We start from the raw sequence: 16,605 nt of genomic DNA on the forward strand, positions 1-16,605 counted from the left end.
CCCAGATAGGGATCTTTCCCCTTGTATTTGCTTGGTTGTCCACTAGCCTAAAAACATCATTCCTTGGTTGCACTCATTGACGCACAAGAAAGTGAGTATGTCGTGATCGACTACTTCGTCGCTTTGCTCCCGTCCCTTTTCCTTGGCTTTATGTCCATCGTCCTTGTCGCTCAAGGTGGCGATGATCGACAAAAGACCCTGGGAACTTTGGGAGGTGCCTTCCTCTTCTCGGCGCTGGCAACTCCCTTCATTGATGTGCATTGGACAACCAAGACCCTGCTCATTTCCTTCCTTTCGGGCCTGATCCTTGGATTTGGGCAGTATCTCCAAATTCTCTGCCTGAAGGTGCTCGGTGTTTCACGCACCATGCCGCTGACGACTGCGGGCCAGATTATCTTCATGTGCCTGGGTGGGATCATTCTCTTCGGTGAGATGAACCACGGTCTTGCACTTGTCTTTGCGCTGAGCTCTATCGTGCTCCTCACCTTGGGCGTGGTCTTTATCTCCAAGACTGAAAAGACAGAGGAAGCTGCCGACGAAAACGTTGATTGGAAGCGCGGGACAATTCTGCTGGTCGTGTCAACCTCCTGCCTTGTCGCCTACCTGCTGATTGTTCAAGGCTTTGGTTTGGATGGTCGCTCTGTGATCCTTCCGCAATCGGTCGGTTACTTCCTTGTCGGCCTCATCGCAACGATCCCTGCGCTTTCGCCTCAACTTGGCAAGGAAGACAATCGCTGGAGTCTTCTCACTCTTCGCCAACTGATCCCCGGCCTGATGTGGGGTGCGGCTATTCTCCTGACTCAAGTTTCGTCCTCGCGCCTTGGCGTCGCGGTTGCCTTCCCCCTGTCGCAGATGGGCGTCATTATTCAGACTTTCGGTGGAATCTTGATCCTCCACGAGACGCGCACGCGTCGTGAGATGCGGTGGACCATCATTGGCGTTGTCATCATGGTTATCGGCGTCATCATGGTGGGCGTTGCTCGCTCCTTCAGTTAGACCAGGCTTGCGCCGGATGTCCCCCTTGATTGCGTGAAACAATGGGGATATGGCTGAGCAGATCCCTCTCTTCAATCCCCAAAGCGCGCGCGAGTTTCTTTTCGCGCCTTCCGCTGATGAGGATAAATATCGCCGAGGCGTCGTGGGCGTTGTCGCAGGTTCTGACACTTACCCGGGTGCCGGGCTGCTGGCAGCCTTCGCCGCTTCGAACACCGGCGTGGGCATGGTTCGCCTGAATTCGACCCGTCGGGTAGAAGATCTGGTTCTTCACTACGCTCCTGGTGTCGTGACAGTGGGCGGTCGCATCCAAAGCGGAGTAATTGGTCCTGGCTGTACGAATGAGCGCTACGACGATTGCCGTGAGCTTGCGCAATTCTGTATTGATTCCAAGCTTCCTCTGATTATTGATGCGGGCGCGCTTGACTTAGTCAGAGGCCTTGTCGACTATGCAGACACGCGTTCGCGTTCCCTTTCGCGCACTATCCTCACCCCTCATCACGGCGAGGCCGCGCGCCTTCTTACTCAGTTGGGAAGTTCGCAATCTCGCGCAGGCGTTGATGCTGATCCCGCCGCTTCTGCCAAGGAACTTGCCTCGCTCACGGGCGCCATTATCCTTCTGAAAAGTGCGACTACTGTGTGCTCGTATCTCAAACATGAGCAGGGGAGCCGGACGCAAGAAATCGTCTCGATTCCTCAAGAAACCCCCTGGGCTGGGGTTGCGGGTAGCGGTGATGTGCTTGCCGGGACCGTCGCGGGGATCACTGCGGGCTTCCAGGCGAGAGCTGAACGCCGACAGGGGAACCCGTTGATTTCCGAGGCCGAATGCGCAACCCTTGCGAGCCTTGGAGCGTGGGCACATGCCCAAGCAGCTCTTCGGGCAAGCGTGGGTTCGGAAGGGGCGCGCCCTATCCAGGCCATTGATATTGCCCGCGCTCTTCCAGGAATCATCGGTGGACTGTGTTCCTAGTCGCCGAGGGTGCGATACTTGGGGAGTGGAAACTTCCAAACGTGGATGCGGATACCCTTCGGTAGCATCCGTTGATCTTGCAGCATTCGCGCGTAATCTTGCCCATTTGCGAACCTGCGCCCCCTCTGCTCTGCAAATGGCGATCATTAAGGCCGATGCCTATGGACATGGTTTGCTTCCCGTTGCCCAAGCCGCCCTCAACGCTGGAGCCGATTGGTTGGGTGTTGCTCAATTAGCCGAGGCCTTCGAGCTTCGTGAAGGACTCGATAGCGCGGGGATCGCGCGTGATAGCGCACCGATCTTGGCATGGATTTCCACCAGTGGAAGTGATTTCGAATCCGCGATCCGTGCAGATATTGACCTGTCTGTGTCTTGGACGTGGGTTCTTGATGAGGTCTGTGCGGCGGCACGTCGCTGCGGGCGCCCCGCCAGAATTCACGTCAAGATCGACACGGGGATGTCACGTGCGGGTTCAACTTTGGCTGATCTGCCAGAGCTTGCCCAGGCCGTGCGAGCCGCAGAAGATGCCGGCCTTGTTCAGGTAGTTGGCGTGTGGAGTCACCTTTCACGAGCAGATGATCCCAGCGCGGCCGGCAAGGAATCTACGCGCCGGCACCGTCAGATTTTTGAAGAGGGCATACGCATTCTTGCCGAAGCAGGAGTGCGTCCGCAGATTCGTCACCTTGCTGCAACCTCGGGAATTTTGTGGCACCCGGAGACCCACTACGACATGGTTCGTGCGGGGATCGGAATGTATGGACTTTCCCCTGATCCTTCAGTCGCAAGTGCTCAGGAACTGGGACTGACACCCGTGATGACGCTGAGCGCTCCACTCACGTCAGTGAAGGTCATCGAAGAAGGGACCCCGGCCTCGTACGGAGGAACTTGGCAGGCTCCGAGCCGTCGTTGGGTGGGTTTGGTCCCGCTGGGATACGGAGACGGGATCCTACGCGCGGCCTCCAATGGCGCGCCGGTTGCCGTCGAGACTGATTCAGGTCTGGTGAAGGCACAGATCGTTGGCCGAATTTGCATGGACCAATTCATCATTGATCTGGGGCCCGCTGAAGGGCAGAAAGACACAGCTACCCAGAACAGTGGCAATGCACCCGCCCAGGTAGGCGATCGAGCCATTCTTTTCGGTGATCCAGCCAAGGGGTACCCGATCGCAGACGAATGGGCCGCGCATGCGGGAACAATCAACTATGAGGTCATTACTCGTTTGGGAGAGCGCATCCCCAGGCAGTACGCGAACGAAGAGGAATAATGACGCAGATACAAGCGAAGCAGTACAGCTATCGTGTGAGCGATGCAGAGCAGACTCGCGAGTTAGGTGAAGAGCTTGCGCGTCACTTACGCGCGGGCGACCTCATCATGCTCCGAGGCGGCTTGGGCGCCGGTAAGACTACCTTCACTCAGGGAATTGGCCGCGGGCTTCAAGTTCGAGGGACAGTTGCCTCCCCGACATTTATCGTCGCGCGCGTTCACCCTTCGTTGGCCGGAGGACCTGACCTCATCCATGCCGATGCCTATCGAATTCGTGACCTCGATGATCTGGAGACCCTCGATCTGGATTCGACTATTGATCAGGCTGTGACAGTTGTTGAATGGGGTGAGGGCAAGACCGAAGCCATGAGTGATGCGCGCCTTGAAATCGAAGTGCGGCGCGCGAGCGGGGGAGAAGCCGCACGTGACGGTGATGTTGTTGACCTCGAGAGCATGGATGACGGTCAACGTATCATCACATTTACGCCCTACTCGCATCGCTGGGACGGTGTCTTTGATGGCCTTGCACCACAGTTACGTGTGAGCGTGGAATAGGATCGACTTATGACCGAATTGTGCATTGATACCTCCGGAGCAACTGCAGTAACCGTTGTCGATGGCGGAAAGATACTGGGGAGCTCGAGGAACGAGTCGGGTCGCCATCACGCAGAATCGATTACCCCCTGCGTCCTCGAAGCCCTTGAAGAGGCCGGTTTGCCGACCGAGGCCGCAAAGGCCGGACTTGACGCCGTGTGCGTAGGCACAGGTCCTGCTCCCTTCACCGGTCTGCGAGCCGGACTTGTTTCAGCACGTGTCTTCGCGAAGGCTGCGGGGATTCCGGTCTACGGTGTCTGCTCTTTGGACGTGATCGCCCGCGCTGCTTTGGATCACCTGTCTCCGGACACTCATGTGTATGCGCTGACCGATGCGCGCCGTAAAGAACTGTATTGGGGACATTACCTTGCAGAAGGCCCCGATGATGTTCGCTTGCTTGGGCGTCTTGAGGTTGGCTACGCGCGTACCTTGAGCAGTGCCTTGCGTGAGCAAGAAGGACTGCTGGTTTCTGATGCGCCTATCCCGGCGCACAGTGTCGATGAACTTGCCGGCGCAGAAATGGGGCCGGTTCTTCCCCTCGACCCTTCAGTCATGGTTCGCATTGTCCGCGCGCGCCTGGCTCGCGGTGGAGAGGACCGTTTGGGTACCGAACCCTTGTATCTGCGTCGCCCCGATATTCATGGGCAAGCGCCGGAGCGTATGTGAGCACAGCAGATCCCAGTGCTGCCCCCACCCAAGGTACTCAGGAAACGCTAAGCGCGTGCGCACACAGGCTCGCCCAGGCCTCGGGAGGAAAGCTTGTCGTGTTGGGGCCACAGGACTGGCGCGCGGTTATTGCGCTGGAACAGGCGATCTTCCCCGAGGACCCGTGGACGCCTGGGATGGTTGCCGAGGAGCTTTCCTCGGGACTGAGCGTCTACTTTGGCGTGTGTGCTGATGCTCCCCAGGGTGAACTTCCTGTGTTATGTGGCTATGCGGGTGTCAAGGTTGGCCTCGATAGCGACGTGATGACCATGGGGGTTCTTCCCGATTTTCGAGGCCGCGGCTTGGGTCGCGCGCTGATGGACGCCTTGCTTGAACTCGCGCGGCAGCGGGGGAGCGAACGAGTTTTCCTGGAAGTGCGAGCCTCCAATACCCCAGCGATCACGCTGTACGAGCAATCGGGTTTTGAACGTGTCGGTGTCACCAAAGCATATTTCCGGAACCCGCGCGAAGATGCGGTAAACATGCGTCTTGTTTTCGGCGCATGAAAATACGAAAAATTATGTTGCCCTAATACGGTGTTTTCTGACAGATTTTGTCGACTTTGTGACGCATTTTTACTGGGCTTCTCCGCGCTGTTATTTCCCTGGAAAATCAGGGTTTTAGGGAAGACTGATCTGACGCTGTGAGCAGATACGGAGCGTGCGGGCCAGCAGTCCTACGGAAATGACACTCCTTCAGCTTAGGCTTGAGTCATGGCCACAAAAACTGTCGCAACTCGCAAGCGTCGCGCATGGACTACGACCGTTTTCGTCAAGCAACTTATGGCGATCTCCGGCATCGTGTTCGTGCTCTTCCTTCTTTTCCACTCCTACGGCAACCTCAAGATGTTCTTGGGGCAAGAAGCCTACGATCACTACGCACACTGGCTGAAAGAAGATGCCTTTGTGCCGATCTTCCCTCACGGTGGGTTTATCTGGGTATTCCGCGCAGCCATGCTTCTTATGCTGGTGATCCACATTTGGGCAGCAGCAGTGACGTGGAAGCGCTCACGCCGCGCACGTCGCAGTGCGTACGTCGTCAAGCGCAGTGCAGCTGACGCTTATGCAGCACGCACCATGCGTATGACCGGTGTTCTGCTCTTCTTCCTCATCGTCTTCCACATCCTGCACTTCACCACGGGAACCATCCGTACCGGATTTGTCGCAGACTCCACTCCTTATGAGCGCATGGTCGCGACCTTCCAGAATCCCCTGATGGTTGTTGTCTACCTGATCTTCGTTGGTCTTGCAGCGCTCCACGTTTCTCACGGTTTCTGGTCGGCATTCCAATCTCTGGGTTGGGTCCGCGGTGGAACCCGCAAGTTCATGGAAGTTCTCTCCGGCTTGGTCGGTGCGCTGATCTTCCTGATGTTCGCGCTTCCCCCGCTGGCGATCGTCGCCGGTTACATCTCCTGACAAGGATATTGAGACATGACTGATACTTTGATTCACGGGCTGTACCGCGAAGGCGACGATATCGCCGATACCAAGGCCCCGCTGGATGTTCCCCTCGCAGACGCTTGGGAAAAGCGAAAGTTCACTGCGGCTCTGGTGAACCCCGCAAACCGTCGTAAGCTCCACGTCATCATCGTGGGCACCGGCCTTGCCGGTGGTGCAGCTGCCGCCTCGCTGGGCGAGATGGGCTACAACATCGACGTGTTCTTCTACCAGGATTCCGCTCGTCGTGCGCACTCCATTGCAGCACAGGGTGGTATCAACGCCGCGAAGAACTACCGCAACGACAATGACTCCGTCTACCGCCTCTTCTACGACACCGTTAAGGGCGGCGACTACCGCGCACGTGAGACCAACGTCTACCGTCTGGCTGAGGTCAGCGCGAATATCATCGACCAGTGCGTCGCACAGGGCGTGCCCTTCGCGCGTGAATACGGCGGCCTGCTCGATAACCGTTCCTTCGGTGGCGTCCAGGTGTCGCGTACCTTCTACGCACGTGGCCAGACAGGTCAGCAGCTGCTGATTGGCGCCTACCAGGCGCTCGAGCGTCAGGTTGCTGCCGGTACTGTTACCGAGCACTCCCGCCACGAAATGGTCGAACTCATCGTTTCTGATGGCCGCGCTCGCGGTATCGTCGCGCGCGATATGACCACCGGCAAGCTTGAAACCCACATTGCGGATGCGGTTGTTCTGGCAACCGGTGGCTACGGAAACGTCTTCTTCCTGTCGACGAACGCCATGGGCTGCAACGCCACCGCAATTTGGCGTGCATACCGCAAGGGTGCGTACTTCGCGAACCCCTGCTTCACCCAGATTCACCCGACCTGTATTCCGCAGCACGGAGATCAGCAGTCCAAGCTGACGCTGATGTCCGAATCCCTGCGTAACGACGGTCGTATTTGGGTTCCTAAGAAGGCAGAAGATTGCGAGAAGGATCCTCGTGACATTCCCGAGGAAGATCGCGACTACTACTTGGAGCGTATCTACCCCTCCTTCGGCAACCTTGTTCCTCGTGATATCGCAAGCCGTCAGGCAAAGAACATGTGCGATGAGGGTCGCGGTGTGGGTCCGAAGATCGACGGCGTGGCACGCGGCGTCTACTTGGACTTCTCCGAGGCAATTTCCCGTATGGGCCGCGCAGCGGTGTCCGCTAAGTACGGCAACCTCTTCGATATGTACGAGCGCATCACGGGTGACAACCCTTACGAAGTGCCCATGCGTATCTACCCGGCTGTCCACTACACGATGGGTGGCCTGTGGGTTGACTACGATCTGGAATCAAACCTCCCCGGCCTCTACGTTGCCGGTGAAGCGAACTTCTCTGATCACGGCGCGAACCGCCTGGGTGCATCCGCACTGATGCAGGGCCTGTCCGATGGTTACTTCGTTCTTCCGAACACCATCAACGACTACCTGGCACACTGCTTCAACCTCCCCAAGCTGGATGAGTCCTCCGAGGATGTTGTTGAAGCTCTGAACTCTGCTCAGGGTCGCATTGACAAGCTCATGTCGATCAACGGTTCCCGTTCGGTGGATTCCTTCCACAAGGAACTGGGCCAGATCATGTGGGAATACTGCGGTATGGAGCGTCGCGAAGAGGGCCTGAAGAAGGCCATCGAGATGATCCGCAAGCTTCGCGCCGACTATTGGCGTGACGTTCGCGTTCCCGGCAAGTCGATTGGTGAACTCAACCAGTCCCTTGAAAAGGCTGGCCGCGTTGCAGACTTCATGGAGCTGGGCGAGCTCATGTGCATCGATGCCCTGCACCGTGAAGAGTCCTGTGGCGGTCACTTCCGTGCGGAGTCGCAGACCCCCGAAGGCGAAGCCCTTCGCCACGATGACAAGTACCTCTATGTTGCAGCTTGGCAGTGGGGTGGCGAGGATCAGCCTCCGATCCTCCACAAGGAAGCCTTGATCTACAACAACATCGAGCTTAAGCAGCGGAGTTACAAGTGAACCTGACACTGAAGATTTGGCGCCAAAACGGACCCGAGGATCCGGGTGCCATGCACGAATACCAAGTCCGCGGCATCTCTGAGGAATCCTCGTTCCTAGAAATGCTCGACGTGTTGAACGAAGAGCTCTTTGCTCGCGGCGAAGAACCGATCGCATTTGACTCTGACTGCCGTGAAGGCATCTGTGGTCAGTGTGGCATTGTCATTAACGGTATTGCCCACGGCCCTGAGGTCACCACGACCTGCCAGCTGCACATGCGCTCCTTCAACGATGGTGATGTCATCACCATCGAACCCTGGCGTGCGGAAGCATTCCCGATCATCAAGGACCTGGTTGTTAACCGCAGCGCCTTGGACCGTATCGTCCAGGCTGGTGGCTACATCTCGGTGAACACCGGTGCCGCACCGGATGCCAACGGCACACCCGTTCCCAAGCAGGATGCGGACCGCGCCTTCGAAGCCGCTGCTTGCATCGGCTGTGGTGCTTGCGTGGCTGCCTGCCCGAACGCCTCGGCAATGCTCTTCACCTCGGCGAAGGTCACTCACCTGCACCTGCTCCCGCAGGGCAAGCCTGAGAACTACCGTCGCGTTGTCAACATGCTCAACCAGATGGACGAAGAAGGATTCGGTTCCTGCACGAACATCGGCGAGTGTGCGGCCGTCTGCCCCAAGCAGATTCCGCTTGATGTCATTTCCACGCTGAACCGTCAGCTGGGCAAGGCAGCGCTCAAGGGCGTGTGATCCTTTAAAGGAATCTTTGCAACACCGGTGTGGGGACGATCCATTGGGGTCGTCCCCACACCTTTTTGTAGGAAGGCGGGGGCGAATGCACCAAGCACTGCAGCGGACTAAACTGAACCGGGTGAGTGAAAAAGAGCCTTTAGTGCTGGGTATCGAATCAACCTGCGATGAAACGGGCGTTGCGCTGGTGCGCGGCTGCGACCTTCTGGTCGATCGCACAGCTACATCAATGGATCAATACGCCCGTTATGGCGGAATTATCCCCGAAATCGCTTCGCGCGCTCACCTTGAGTCTTTCCTTCCCACGCTTGATAGCGCCCTTGATGAAGCCGGCGTGACTCTTGATGATGTCGATGCAGTGGCCGTTGCTGCCGGTCCCGGCTTGGTGGGCTCGCTCACGGTTGGTATCTGTGCGGCTAAGGCACTGGCCTCGTCAATTGGAAAACCGCTGTACGGGGTCAATCACGTGATTGGTCACCTTGCGGTCGATAAGCTCGCTGAAGGACCTCTGCCCGAGCGCTTTATCGGTCTAGTTGTTTCCGGTGGCCACTCGAATCTTCTGCTCATTAATGACATCGCAACGGATGTCCGTGAGCTTGGCGGAACCCTTGATGACGCTGCTGGCGAGGCCTTCGATAAGGTCGGGCGTCTCCTTGACCTTCCCTACCCGGGTGGACCGCACGTCGACCGCCTCTCGCAAAAGGGCGATCCCACTGCGATCCGTTTCCCGCGAGGTCTGGCCGCAGGCAAGGATCAGGAACGCCACAAGTACAACTTCTCTTTCTCCGGGCTCAAGACCGCGGTTGCTCGGTATGTTGAAGGCCTTAAGGAACGTGGTGAGGAGATTCCCGCTGAGGATATTTGCGCGGGCTTTTCCGAGGCCGTCAACGATTCCTTAACGGCGAAAGCGGTTCGCGCCGCGCTCGATCACGGATGTTCGACGATCGTTGTGGGCGGTGGCTTCTCTGCGAATTCTCGGCTTCGTGCGTTGCTGGCTGAGCGTGGCGAGGCTGCTGGCTTAGAAGTACGCATGCCTCCGCTGCGTTTTTGCACGGACAATGGGGCACAGATTGCCGCCATGGGCTCAGAGCTGGTGCGTGCAGGGGTTGAACCTTCAGATTGGGATTTCTCTCCCGATTCCGGTATGCCCTTGACGCAAACCTCTATGCTTCCCCGGCACTGATTCGTCGGGCAATAATCGCCCGATGTGATTCGCCGATTCGAGTGGCGATAACGACACCCGGCTGGCTCCCCGTGAGTTTGAGGGATTTGCGCAGCGCATCGGGTTGAATGTCGACGCCGCGTTTCTTGACCTCGACACGTCCAATATCGTGTGCTCGAAGTGCCTGCTGAATATTTTTTGCGCGGAGGTTCACCTGGTCGATGACTTCGAATATTGCAGCGAAGGGAGTGGGGGTCGCGTTTGATGCGCTGAGGTAGGCAATTGATTTGCTGATCAGATGTGCGTTGAGATCTTCACTGAGCCTTGCAACCATACCCGCGCGAATAACCGCAGAATCCGGCTCGTAGAGGTAGCTCTCCAGCTGCCCAACTATTGCCTGCCGGGCAGGTGAATCGGCGAAAGGTGTTTGAGGGTCCTCAAGGGTATGGACCTCATCGTGGGTGATGACGCATGCTGAGCGCCCCGCCCCTTCGCTGGCCAGGGAAGGAGACCATAGCGCGGCCTCGAGAAGATCTCCATCAACACTGGTCCAGCGCGCGTGGAACTGGGAAGGAATAAGTTCGTAGGGGATGCCCGGCGCAACTTTTACCCCTAAATGCGGGACATACTGTGCCCAAGACAGGACGCGGTCCAAAGAAGGGGACCAATCCGAGGGCGAAGAAATGCGCTTGGAACCACCCTGTTTGCCTGTTCGACGCGCTGGGTCAGCGAATAGCGCGTCGAAACCTTCCTCCTCGAAATCTTTGGGACCCAGCGTGCTCACATCGCGTTTCTCAACGCGAGCGGAGGGGAAAGGGGAAAGGTTTTCGCGAGCGGCGGAAAGCGCCTCGTCATTGATGTCGTACGAGGTAACCCGCATGCCTGCACGCGCGAAAGCAAGGGAATCTGCGCCGATCCCGCATCCGAGGTCTCCGATATGCGTTGCGCCGGCATTGACGAAGCGTGCGGCGTGCTCGCGGGCAAGAACCCATCGCGTTGCTTGTTCGTAGCCGTCGCGCGTCCACAGCATTGTGCGCGCAAGAGAGCCGAATTTTCCTTCCGCTTGGGTGCGTAACTGCAGTTGAGAGGCGATTGCCGAGGCCGTGTCCGGGTCATCCGTTTGTGTGCGGATTGCCAAACTGAGCTCCATGGGTGAGAGGTGGCGGTATTCCTCGTTTTCTTCCCACTGGGCAAGAAGTTCACGTCCGGGGGAGCAGCAGAGTGGATCAATGGAGGACATGGTCTCTATTGTTGCGGAATTTCAGGGAATTAGAGAAAAGATATGGGGCGTGTGGGAGGCTGAGTGGAGGCGGTAGACAGCGTTGGCACTCAGCTTGCTAGAGTGCCAATCGAGCCCTAGACTGAGTGGGTAAGCACACATGCGATCCCAAACCTGACCCCCGCGACGGCAGGGACGGGATGACATTAATCGTTATGAGAAGAAAGGGAGTGCTGAAATGGCTATCACCATCAAGCCCCTCGAAGATCGTATTGTCATCCGTCAGGTTGACAGCGAAGAGAAGACCGCTTCCGGTCTGTACATTCCCGATGCCGCTAAGGAAAAGCCGCAGGAAGGCGAAGTTCTGGCAGTGGGCCCCGGACGTGTTGACGACAACGGCAACCGCGTCCCCGTGGACGTCAAGGTCGGCGACCACGTGATCTTCAGCCGTTACGGTGGCACCGAAGTCAAGTATGATGGCGAAGAACTGCAGATCCTGTCTGCACGCGACGTGCTGGCAATTGTCGAGCGCTGAATAGACGTTCTAGCATCCGCGTGATGCATGAAGTGGTGAGCCCGGAGTGAACCTCCGGGCTCACCACTTTTTTGCGTTCTGAGTGCAGATGCGCACTGTTAGTTACTGCATTGGCGCTACTGCTGGCGATGTTAGTCCTGCTACTGATGCTGTTAGCGCTGTTACTGATGCTGTTAGCGCTGCTACTGATGCTGTTAGCGCTGCTGCTCGTCGCGACTGCGCTAGTGGCAATCGCGCTAGTCCTGCTGATCTTTCGAAGGCGTGGAAGAGGGAAGAGAAGCAGAGCGCGGTTTCCAGAGCAAGGCAACAATAGCGCCGATAATGAGTGCTCCTGCAAGGGTGATCACCCATGCGGGTAGTGCCCCAAAAAGTCCCATGATGGATTCTTCCCACGAAGCAAGAGTGTCAATGGAGACGATCCCGCCAAGAGGGTTACTCAAGTCGATTGTGAAAATTGTGAAACCCAAAATGATGAGAACCAGTCCAGAGACGACATTTGTCCACGTCGTCTGACGCTTGAGCAGAGTTAAGGGCTTCGGTCGCACGATCGCTTGGATACGCCCCGCGGAATGCTGCCAAAGTAGTGCGAGCACCAAGAGGGGAAATGCCATTCCTGCGGAATAGAAAATGACTGCGATGATGCCTTCTACGATTGAACCGCCCAAAGAGGAAGTTGCCAGTACTGCTCCAAGGATCGGGCCTGCGCAACCAACCCCTGCAATTCCATAGGTAATACCCAAGAGGTAGACCGCCCATGCGGTATCACGTGACTGAGAAGCAGTTTCTAGGGAACGTACGCGGAAAACAGGAACATCCAAGGAGAAGAGCGTGATCAGTCCAGCAATAATCACCAAAAGGGCGATGATGTGGGTAATGAAGGCGGAGTGTTCTCTAATCAACGCGACAACGCTTGATAAGGCTGCACCCAGCGGGATCAGCGGAGTAAGTAAGCCCAGCCAAAATATCCCGCAGCGAGCGATCAATTTTTGCGGAGATTGAAACGCGTAGGAAAAGAAGGCGGGCAAAAGCATGACAGAGCACGGTGCAAGCAGCGTCAATACTCCACCGAGGAAGGCAATAAGAGGATTCACTTCTTGAGGTGTTCTGCCTGGTTCTGGATGGTTGCCCGCACGTAGTCGGCATCGCGGAAGCCTGAGATAAAGCTATCGCCAATGAACATGAAGGGTGTGCCCTGGATGCCGATCTTGTAGGCGTCGTTTTGCGCCTGTTTCACTTCTGCTGCCGTTTCGGGATCGCTGGTATCGGCTTGGAAGCGCGAGATATCGGGAACGCCCGCCTTCTGGGCCAAAGCAGTCAAAGAATCCATTGTGTACTCGGGGTGGCCGGATGGATCGGCCTCGCCATAGGCTGCGCTCACGAACTCCCAGAAACGTCCCTGGTTGGCTGCGGCAATGCCAGCCTGAGCGGCAAGAGGGGAAGACTGCGAAATTTGTGCCAGATCGCGCCACTCAATTCGCAAGGTCCCGTTATCGACCAGATCCTGCAATTGCGGTTCTACTTGCTGCGCGAAACGCGTGCAGTAGGGGCAAGAGAAATCAGAGTAGAGCACCATCACGACGGGAGCGTCGATCGAACCCTTTGCTCGCGCGTCATTGGCGTCACGACGCTGCTGAGAGTGGATGATGTCGAGTCCCTGTTGATCGGTAACAGTCGGCGCGTAGGATGCTTGGGCTTGCTGTGGGGAAGCGGTACTTTCCTGTGCTTGCTGCGTCGGAGTTGCGCTAGCCGAGGCCGTCGCTTGGGAGTGAGAAGTTGACGGCCGGCTGGTCCACCAGACCGCACCGGCAACAAGAACAACAGCACATGCAAGAAGAAGAATGGCGATGACTCTCTGCTTGCCAAGGCCTCGAGATTCCATGGGGCACCTTTCGCATTTCGCGCGGGGATGGGGATGGGTTTCAGTCTATTCCATAGAGAGCGGGGAATAAGGGAAGAGAGCGGGAATAGGGAAGCGGTTGACACAGGTAAAAGAAACTCGCTCGGGACACCGACCCGAGCGAGTTCGAGATGACGTAGTGAGTGTGTCAGGAGACTCGACGAATACGACGACGCTGAATTTCTTCGCGACGTTCTTCTTCAGTCATGCCGCCCCAGATTCCATAGGGTTCCTGAGCTCGCAGAGCATACTCGCGGCACTGCTCGATGACAGGGCAAGTTGCGCAAATGGCTTTTGCGTTGGCGGCACGGCGACGACGGGTTGAACCGCGTTCACCTTCGGGGTGGAAGAAAAGTTCCGTATCGAGGTCGCGACAGGCGCCCTGGTACTGCCATTCCCACGCGTCAATCGACGGGCCTGGCAGTCGAGAGACGTCAGACATGAGTACCTCCATTCATTGCACTTCCCTGCGCGAGACGTTCTCGGCGAGAAGGACTGCAAGAAGGGTACCGAATTGTGCAAGAGTTATTCAAGGCCCCTTCAGAGAATCATAGTTGTTTCACAGGAAACTTGAGACGGCCGAAGTAACGCTGAAAACCGCATTATTACGGGAGATAACGAAATGCTGTAGAAACGCTGAATGGGTAATTTTGTTGCCTGTTACATAGTCGTTCTTAGCTGTCAGCGGACAAAATCTGACCGCTCGACTGGAAAACGCAAGAAGGAAAGCTGACAATCAATTAGGTAGCATTCACTTAGGTATCCTTCATCACGTCAGGAGTGGCCATGCCCCGTGCACAGCTCGTGCTTCCCGCTGCTCACGATGCGCCGCTGACCGTCACTGCGGTTTCTGCCAAACTCGGTGTTTCGGCCTCGACACTACGAACCTGGGAAAGGCGCTACGGTCTGGGTCCCGGAGAGCGCTCTGCTGGTAGTCACCGTCGTTACCTTCCGGAAGACGTTGCCAGACTGACGCATATGATCGAGCTTATCCAAAGCGGAGTCACCCCCTCTGATGCTGCTGCGATCGTCCTCGCACAAGATAAGGGAGAGCTGGAGGAAGTCCGCCCCCCGCGTACGGCAGACGAACTGGTTGTTGCCGCACGAGCAGGTGATCGGGACCGCCTTATTCATCTCATCGAAGCAAGTGTCAGTGAAAAAGGCCTGCTTCATACATGGATGCTTTTGGTTGAACCCGCTTTTGAAATAATGGCTACTGATTATCACGGTGAAATTCCGGGTATCGCGGGTTCGTCAATGCTCAGCCAAGCGATGTATGACGTTCTTCGCGTCATGTCAGAACAACGGCCCGAACCTAAGTTCCCGTCTTCGCCCAGCATCATCATTTTGGGCGATCGTGCGCATCTACTTCCTGCGCATGTCATTGGAGTCGCCCTGCGGTGGTACGGCCCGAATGTCGTGGTGCTGGGAGCATGTAGCCGTGGCTGGATTGGTGGCCGCGAAAAACTTGATGCTTTTGTTGAAAATATCGATTCACACGTCGCTGCTCTTATCACCATGGGACAGGGTGAGGACTGCAAGAACTTCGTATCTGCGGCAGTTCACAACCACGGAATCGATGTCATCGAGGTGGGAACTCAATCCCCGCGCGTTCTGGACGACCATGTTCTTCGTGTTCGTACGGTCTCAGCCTGCGTTGAAGAGACATTGGCCTTGCTGAGTGCGAAGGTCCCCGCAGCCTCCGTTCGCTGAATCCTTTCGCGTTACCTCGTTCAATTACTGCATGTTCTTGCAACGTGTTAGCGTAGACGCGTATCTATTAGGTCGCGTAGGTGCGGCATGCACAGAGGATTAAAGATGACCCCGTGGGAAGATCGCCAGCTTATCGAAGCTTTCGATGAAGAATTCGAAGAACTTGTTCATTTTGCGGCGGGCTCGGTTGTAGATTGCGGTTTCGGATACATGGATCGCAATGGGGTAGTGGATCCTTCAAAGCCAGTTGAACTGTGGATTACTGGGCGTATGACCTATGTTTTCGCGCTCGCGGCGCTTAAGGGGTACGACTGGGCGATCCCCTTGGTCGATCATGGTATTCGTTGTCTGACTGAAGGCCCTATCTACGATGCCGAAAATGGTGGGTGGTTCTCCGGGCTCGTAACAGAGATTGTTCAGCGCGAGGATGGCCCGCATTGGAAGGCGATCGAACCAGCGAATGACGGTCTGAAGCAGGCATACGCGCATGCATTTGTCATCCTCTGCTCAAGCGCTGCAACAGTGCTTGGGCGTCCGGGTGCCCGCGAGCTTCTTGATCGCGCGCTGGCTGACCAAGAGCTCCATTGGTGGGAGCCTCAGTTTGGACGCGTCTGTGAATCCTGGAACCGTGATTACACTCGTGGCGAGAGCTACCGTGGTGTCAATGCAAATATGCACACCGTCGAGGCTTACCTAGCTGCTTATGATGCGACGGGAGAGCGTATCTGGTTGGATCGCGCACGCGGAATCTGTCGTTTCGTTGCCGAGGTCGCTCAGCAGCTGCATTGGCGCATTCCCGAACACTTCGATGTCGAGTGGAACATGCTTCCCGACCACAATATCGATCGTCCTTCGGATCCTTTCCGTCCCTACGGCGCAACCCCCGGACATGGGATGGAATGGGCACGACTGATCCTCCATACTCGTGCGGCCCTCTTGGCTTTGGGGGAGAGCGAAGATTGGATGCTTGAAGCTGCTGAGCAGCTTTTCAACCGTGCCTGCTCTGATGGCTGGGATAAACATGGCGTGGAAGGTTTCGTTTACACCACTGACTGGGATGGGCGCGCGGTTGTGGATACTCGCATGCACTGGGTTTTGTGCGAGGCTGTCAACTCTGCATGTGTCTTAGGTCGCGTTCATGAAGAGGCCGGAGACGACGCGCGTGTTGCGGAGCTGAGTTCTTTGTATGCGCAGTGGGCCGATTGGGCGGACCGCTACCTTCGCGAGGCCTCCGGCCGCTGGATCCACGAAGTTGACGCCTCGGGTGTGGAGTCTGGGACGACCTGGGAGGGGAAGGCAGACGCCTACCACGTCGCGCAGATGCTGCTTCTGCCACAGGTTGGTAATACCCCGTGCTTTGCTCTGGCCTTGAAGGAGAAGGCAGAAGAAGAGGTCTAGTCCGCT

Annotated in this window: 17 protein-coding genes; 13 read left to right on the forward strand and 4 right to left on the reverse strand. The window is 56.9% G+C overall.

Features of this window, described 5'->3' with window-relative positions:
* Positions 1 to 63: 63 nt before the first annotated feature.
* The 10 genes from RW023_RS03970 (at position 64) to tsaD (ending at position 9,858) form a co-directional block, all read left to right on the forward strand.
* A complete protein-coding gene (locus RW023_RS03970) occupies positions 64 to 996 on the forward strand; it encodes a GRP family sugar transporter (protein WP_315579982.1) in 933 nt (310 codons plus the stop codon).
* A 49-nt stretch (positions 997 to 1,045) separates the two neighbouring features.
* The gene (locus RW023_RS03975; protein WP_315579983.1) at positions 1,046 to 1,963 is read left to right on the forward strand and encodes an ADP/ATP-dependent (S)-NAD(P)H-hydrate dehydratase; all 918 of its coding nucleotides are present in this window, start codon (positions 1,046 to 1,048) and stop codon (positions 1,961 to 1,963) included.
* A 25-nt stretch (positions 1,964 to 1,988) separates the two neighbouring features.
* Positions 1,989 to 3,227: an alanine racemase gene (gene alr, locus RW023_RS03980; RefSeq protein ID WP_315579984.1), complete on the forward strand. Its 1,239-nt coding sequence runs from the start codon at positions 1,989 to 1,991 to the stop codon at positions 3,225 to 3,227.
* The gene (gene tsaE, locus RW023_RS03985; protein ID WP_315579985.1) at positions 3,227 to 3,781 is read left to right on the forward strand and encodes a tRNA (adenosine(37)-N6)-threonylcarbamoyltransferase complex ATPase subunit type 1 TsaE; all 555 of its coding nucleotides are present in this window, start codon (positions 3,227 to 3,229) and stop codon (positions 3,779 to 3,781) included. The genes alr and tsaE overlap by 1 nt, the downstream gene beginning before the upstream one ends.
* 9 nt (positions 3,782 to 3,790) lie before the next feature.
* On the forward strand, positions 3,791 to 4,486 hold the full coding sequence (tsaB, locus tag RW023_RS03990; RefSeq protein ID WP_315579986.1) for a tRNA (adenosine(37)-N6)-threonylcarbamoyltransferase complex dimerization subunit type 1 TsaB: 696 nt from the start codon (positions 3,791 to 3,793) through the stop codon (positions 4,484 to 4,486).
* Positions 4,483 to 5,031, forward strand: coding sequence for a ribosomal protein S18-alanine N-acetyltransferase (rimI, locus tag RW023_RS03995; RefSeq protein ID WP_315579987.1), 549 nt, complete (start codon positions 4,483 to 4,485; stop codon positions 5,029 to 5,031). The genes tsaB and rimI overlap by 4 nt, the downstream gene beginning before the upstream one ends.
* Before the next feature lie 207 nt (positions 5,032 to 5,238).
* Positions 5,239 to 5,940 carry a succinate dehydrogenase cytochrome b subunit gene (locus RW023_RS04000; RefSeq protein WP_315579988.1) on the forward strand — a complete coding sequence of 234 codons (702 nt, stop codon included), beginning with the start codon at positions 5,239 to 5,241 and terminating at the stop codon, positions 5,938 to 5,940.
* Between the two features lie 15 nt (positions 5,941 to 5,955).
* Positions 5,956 to 7,935: a fumarate reductase/succinate dehydrogenase flavoprotein subunit gene (locus tag RW023_RS04005; RefSeq protein WP_009408830.1), complete on the forward strand. Its 1,980-nt coding sequence runs from the start codon at positions 5,956 to 5,958 to the stop codon at positions 7,933 to 7,935.
* Positions 7,932 to 8,675, forward strand: coding sequence for a succinate dehydrogenase/fumarate reductase iron-sulfur subunit (locus RW023_RS04010; RefSeq protein WP_314501355.1), 744 nt, complete (start codon positions 7,932 to 7,934; stop codon positions 8,673 to 8,675). The genes RW023_RS04005 and RW023_RS04010 overlap by 4 nt, the downstream gene beginning before the upstream one ends.
* An 85-nt stretch (positions 8,676 to 8,760) precedes the next feature.
* Positions 8,761 to 9,858, forward strand: coding sequence for a tRNA (adenosine(37)-N6)-threonylcarbamoyltransferase complex transferase subunit TsaD (tsaD, locus tag RW023_RS04015; protein WP_315579989.1), 1,098 nt, complete (start codon positions 8,761 to 8,763; stop codon positions 9,856 to 9,858).
* Here the strand turns inward: tsaD and RW023_RS04020 are convergent.
* Entirely contained in the window at positions 9,839 to 11,077 is a 1,239-nt protein-coding gene (locus tag RW023_RS04020) for a THUMP-like domain-containing protein (RefSeq protein ID WP_315579990.1), read from the reverse strand. The genes tsaD and RW023_RS04020 overlap by 20 nt on opposite strands.
* Before the next feature lie 217 nt (positions 11,078 to 11,294).
* Here RW023_RS04020 and groES point away from each other — a divergent pair, with 217 nt between their 5' ends.
* Complete coding sequence (gene groES / locus RW023_RS04025; RefSeq protein WP_009408834.1) at positions 11,295 to 11,591, forward strand: co-chaperone GroES; 297 nt, start codon at positions 11,295 to 11,297, stop codon at positions 11,589 to 11,591.
* A gap of 236 nt (positions 11,592 to 11,827) precedes the next feature.
* On the opposite strand, the gene RW023_RS04030 is transcribed toward groES, so the two are convergent.
* The 3 genes from RW023_RS04030 to RW023_RS04040 all read right to left on the reverse strand — a co-directional run bounded on the left by RW023_RS04030 (position 11,828) and on the right by RW023_RS04040 (position 13,930).
* A complete protein-coding gene (locus tag RW023_RS04030) occupies positions 11,828 to 12,682 on the reverse strand; it encodes a cytochrome c biogenesis CcdA family protein (protein WP_315579991.1) in 855 nt (284 codons plus the stop codon).
* The gene (locus RW023_RS04035) at positions 12,679 to 13,470 is read right to left on the reverse strand and encodes a thioredoxin domain-containing protein (protein WP_315579992.1); all 792 of its coding nucleotides are present in this window, start codon (positions 13,468 to 13,470) and stop codon (positions 12,679 to 12,681) included. The genes RW023_RS04030 and RW023_RS04035 overlap by 4 nt, the downstream gene beginning before the upstream one ends.
* A 166-nt stretch (positions 13,471 to 13,636) precedes the next feature.
* Positions 13,637 to 13,930: a WhiB family transcriptional regulator gene (locus RW023_RS04040; RefSeq protein ID WP_009408838.1), complete on the reverse strand. Its 294-nt coding sequence runs from the start codon at positions 13,928 to 13,930 to the stop codon at positions 13,637 to 13,639.
* Positions 13,931 to 14,274: 344 nt separating this feature from the next.
* Here RW023_RS04040 and RW023_RS04045 point away from each other — a divergent pair, with 344 nt between their 5' ends.
* Together RW023_RS04045 and RW023_RS04050 are read left to right on the forward strand one after the other, a co-directional pair.
* Complete coding sequence (locus RW023_RS04045) at positions 14,275 to 15,201, forward strand: MerR family transcriptional regulator (RefSeq protein ID WP_315579993.1); 927 nt, start codon at positions 14,275 to 14,277, stop codon at positions 15,199 to 15,201.
* Between the two features lie 105 nt (positions 15,202 to 15,306).
* On the forward strand, positions 15,307 to 16,599 hold the full coding sequence (locus tag RW023_RS04050) for an AGE family epimerase/isomerase (RefSeq protein ID WP_315579994.1): 1,293 nt from the start codon (positions 15,307 to 15,309) through the stop codon (positions 16,597 to 16,599).
* The last annotated feature ends 6 nt before the right edge of the window (positions 16,600 to 16,605 follow it).

The organism is uncultured Actinomyces sp. (assembly GCF_963542285.1).
GTDB lineage: Bacteria > Actinomycetota > Actinomycetes > Actinomycetales > Actinomycetaceae > Pauljensenia.

What these genes read in the sequence shown, in the direction of transcription:
- RW023_RS03975 (WP_315579983.1), top strand. Translation starts at nt 1,046, where the DNA reads ATGGCTGAGCAGATCCCTCTCTTCAATCCCCAAAGCGCGCGCGAGTTT.
- tsaE (WP_315579985.1), top strand. Translation starts at nt 3,227, where the DNA reads ATGACGCAGATACAAGCGAAGCAGTACAGCTATCGTGTGAGCGATGCA.
- tsaB (WP_315579986.1), top strand. Translation starts at nt 3,791, where the DNA reads ATGACCGAATTGTGCATTGATACCTCCGGAGCAACTGCAGTAACCGTT.
- RW023_RS04000 (WP_315579988.1), top strand. Translation starts at nt 5,239, where the DNA reads ATGGCCACAAAAACTGTCGCAACTCGCAAGCGTCGCGCATGGACTACG.
- RW023_RS04005 (WP_009408830.1), top strand. Translation starts at nt 5,956, where the DNA reads ATGACTGATACTTTGATTCACGGGCTGTACCGCGAAGGCGACGATATC.
- tsaD (WP_315579989.1), top strand. Translation starts at nt 8,761, where the DNA reads ATGCACCAAGCACTGCAGCGGACTAAACTGAACCGGGTGAGTGAAAAA.
- RW023_RS04020 (WP_315579990.1), bottom strand. Translation starts at nt 11,077, where the DNA reads ATGTCCTCCATTGATCCACTCTGCTGCTCCCCCGGACGTGAACTTCTT.
- groES (WP_009408834.1), top strand. Translation starts at nt 11,295, where the DNA reads ATGGCTATCACCATCAAGCCCCTCGAAGATCGTATTGTCATCCGTCAG.
- RW023_RS04035 (WP_315579992.1), bottom strand. Translation starts at nt 13,470, where the DNA reads ATGGAATCTCGAGGCCTTGGCAAGCAGAGAGTCATCGCCATTCTTCTT.
- RW023_RS04040 (WP_009408838.1), bottom strand. Translation starts at nt 13,930, where the DNA reads ATGTCTGACGTCTCTCGACTGCCAGGCCCGTCGATTGACGCGTGGGAA.
- RW023_RS04045 (WP_315579993.1), top strand. Translation starts at nt 14,275, where the DNA reads ATGCCCCGTGCACAGCTCGTGCTTCCCGCTGCTCACGATGCGCCGCTG.
- RW023_RS04050 (WP_315579994.1), top strand. Translation starts at nt 15,307, where the DNA reads ATGACCCCGTGGGAAGATCGCCAGCTTATCGAAGCTTTCGATGAAGAA.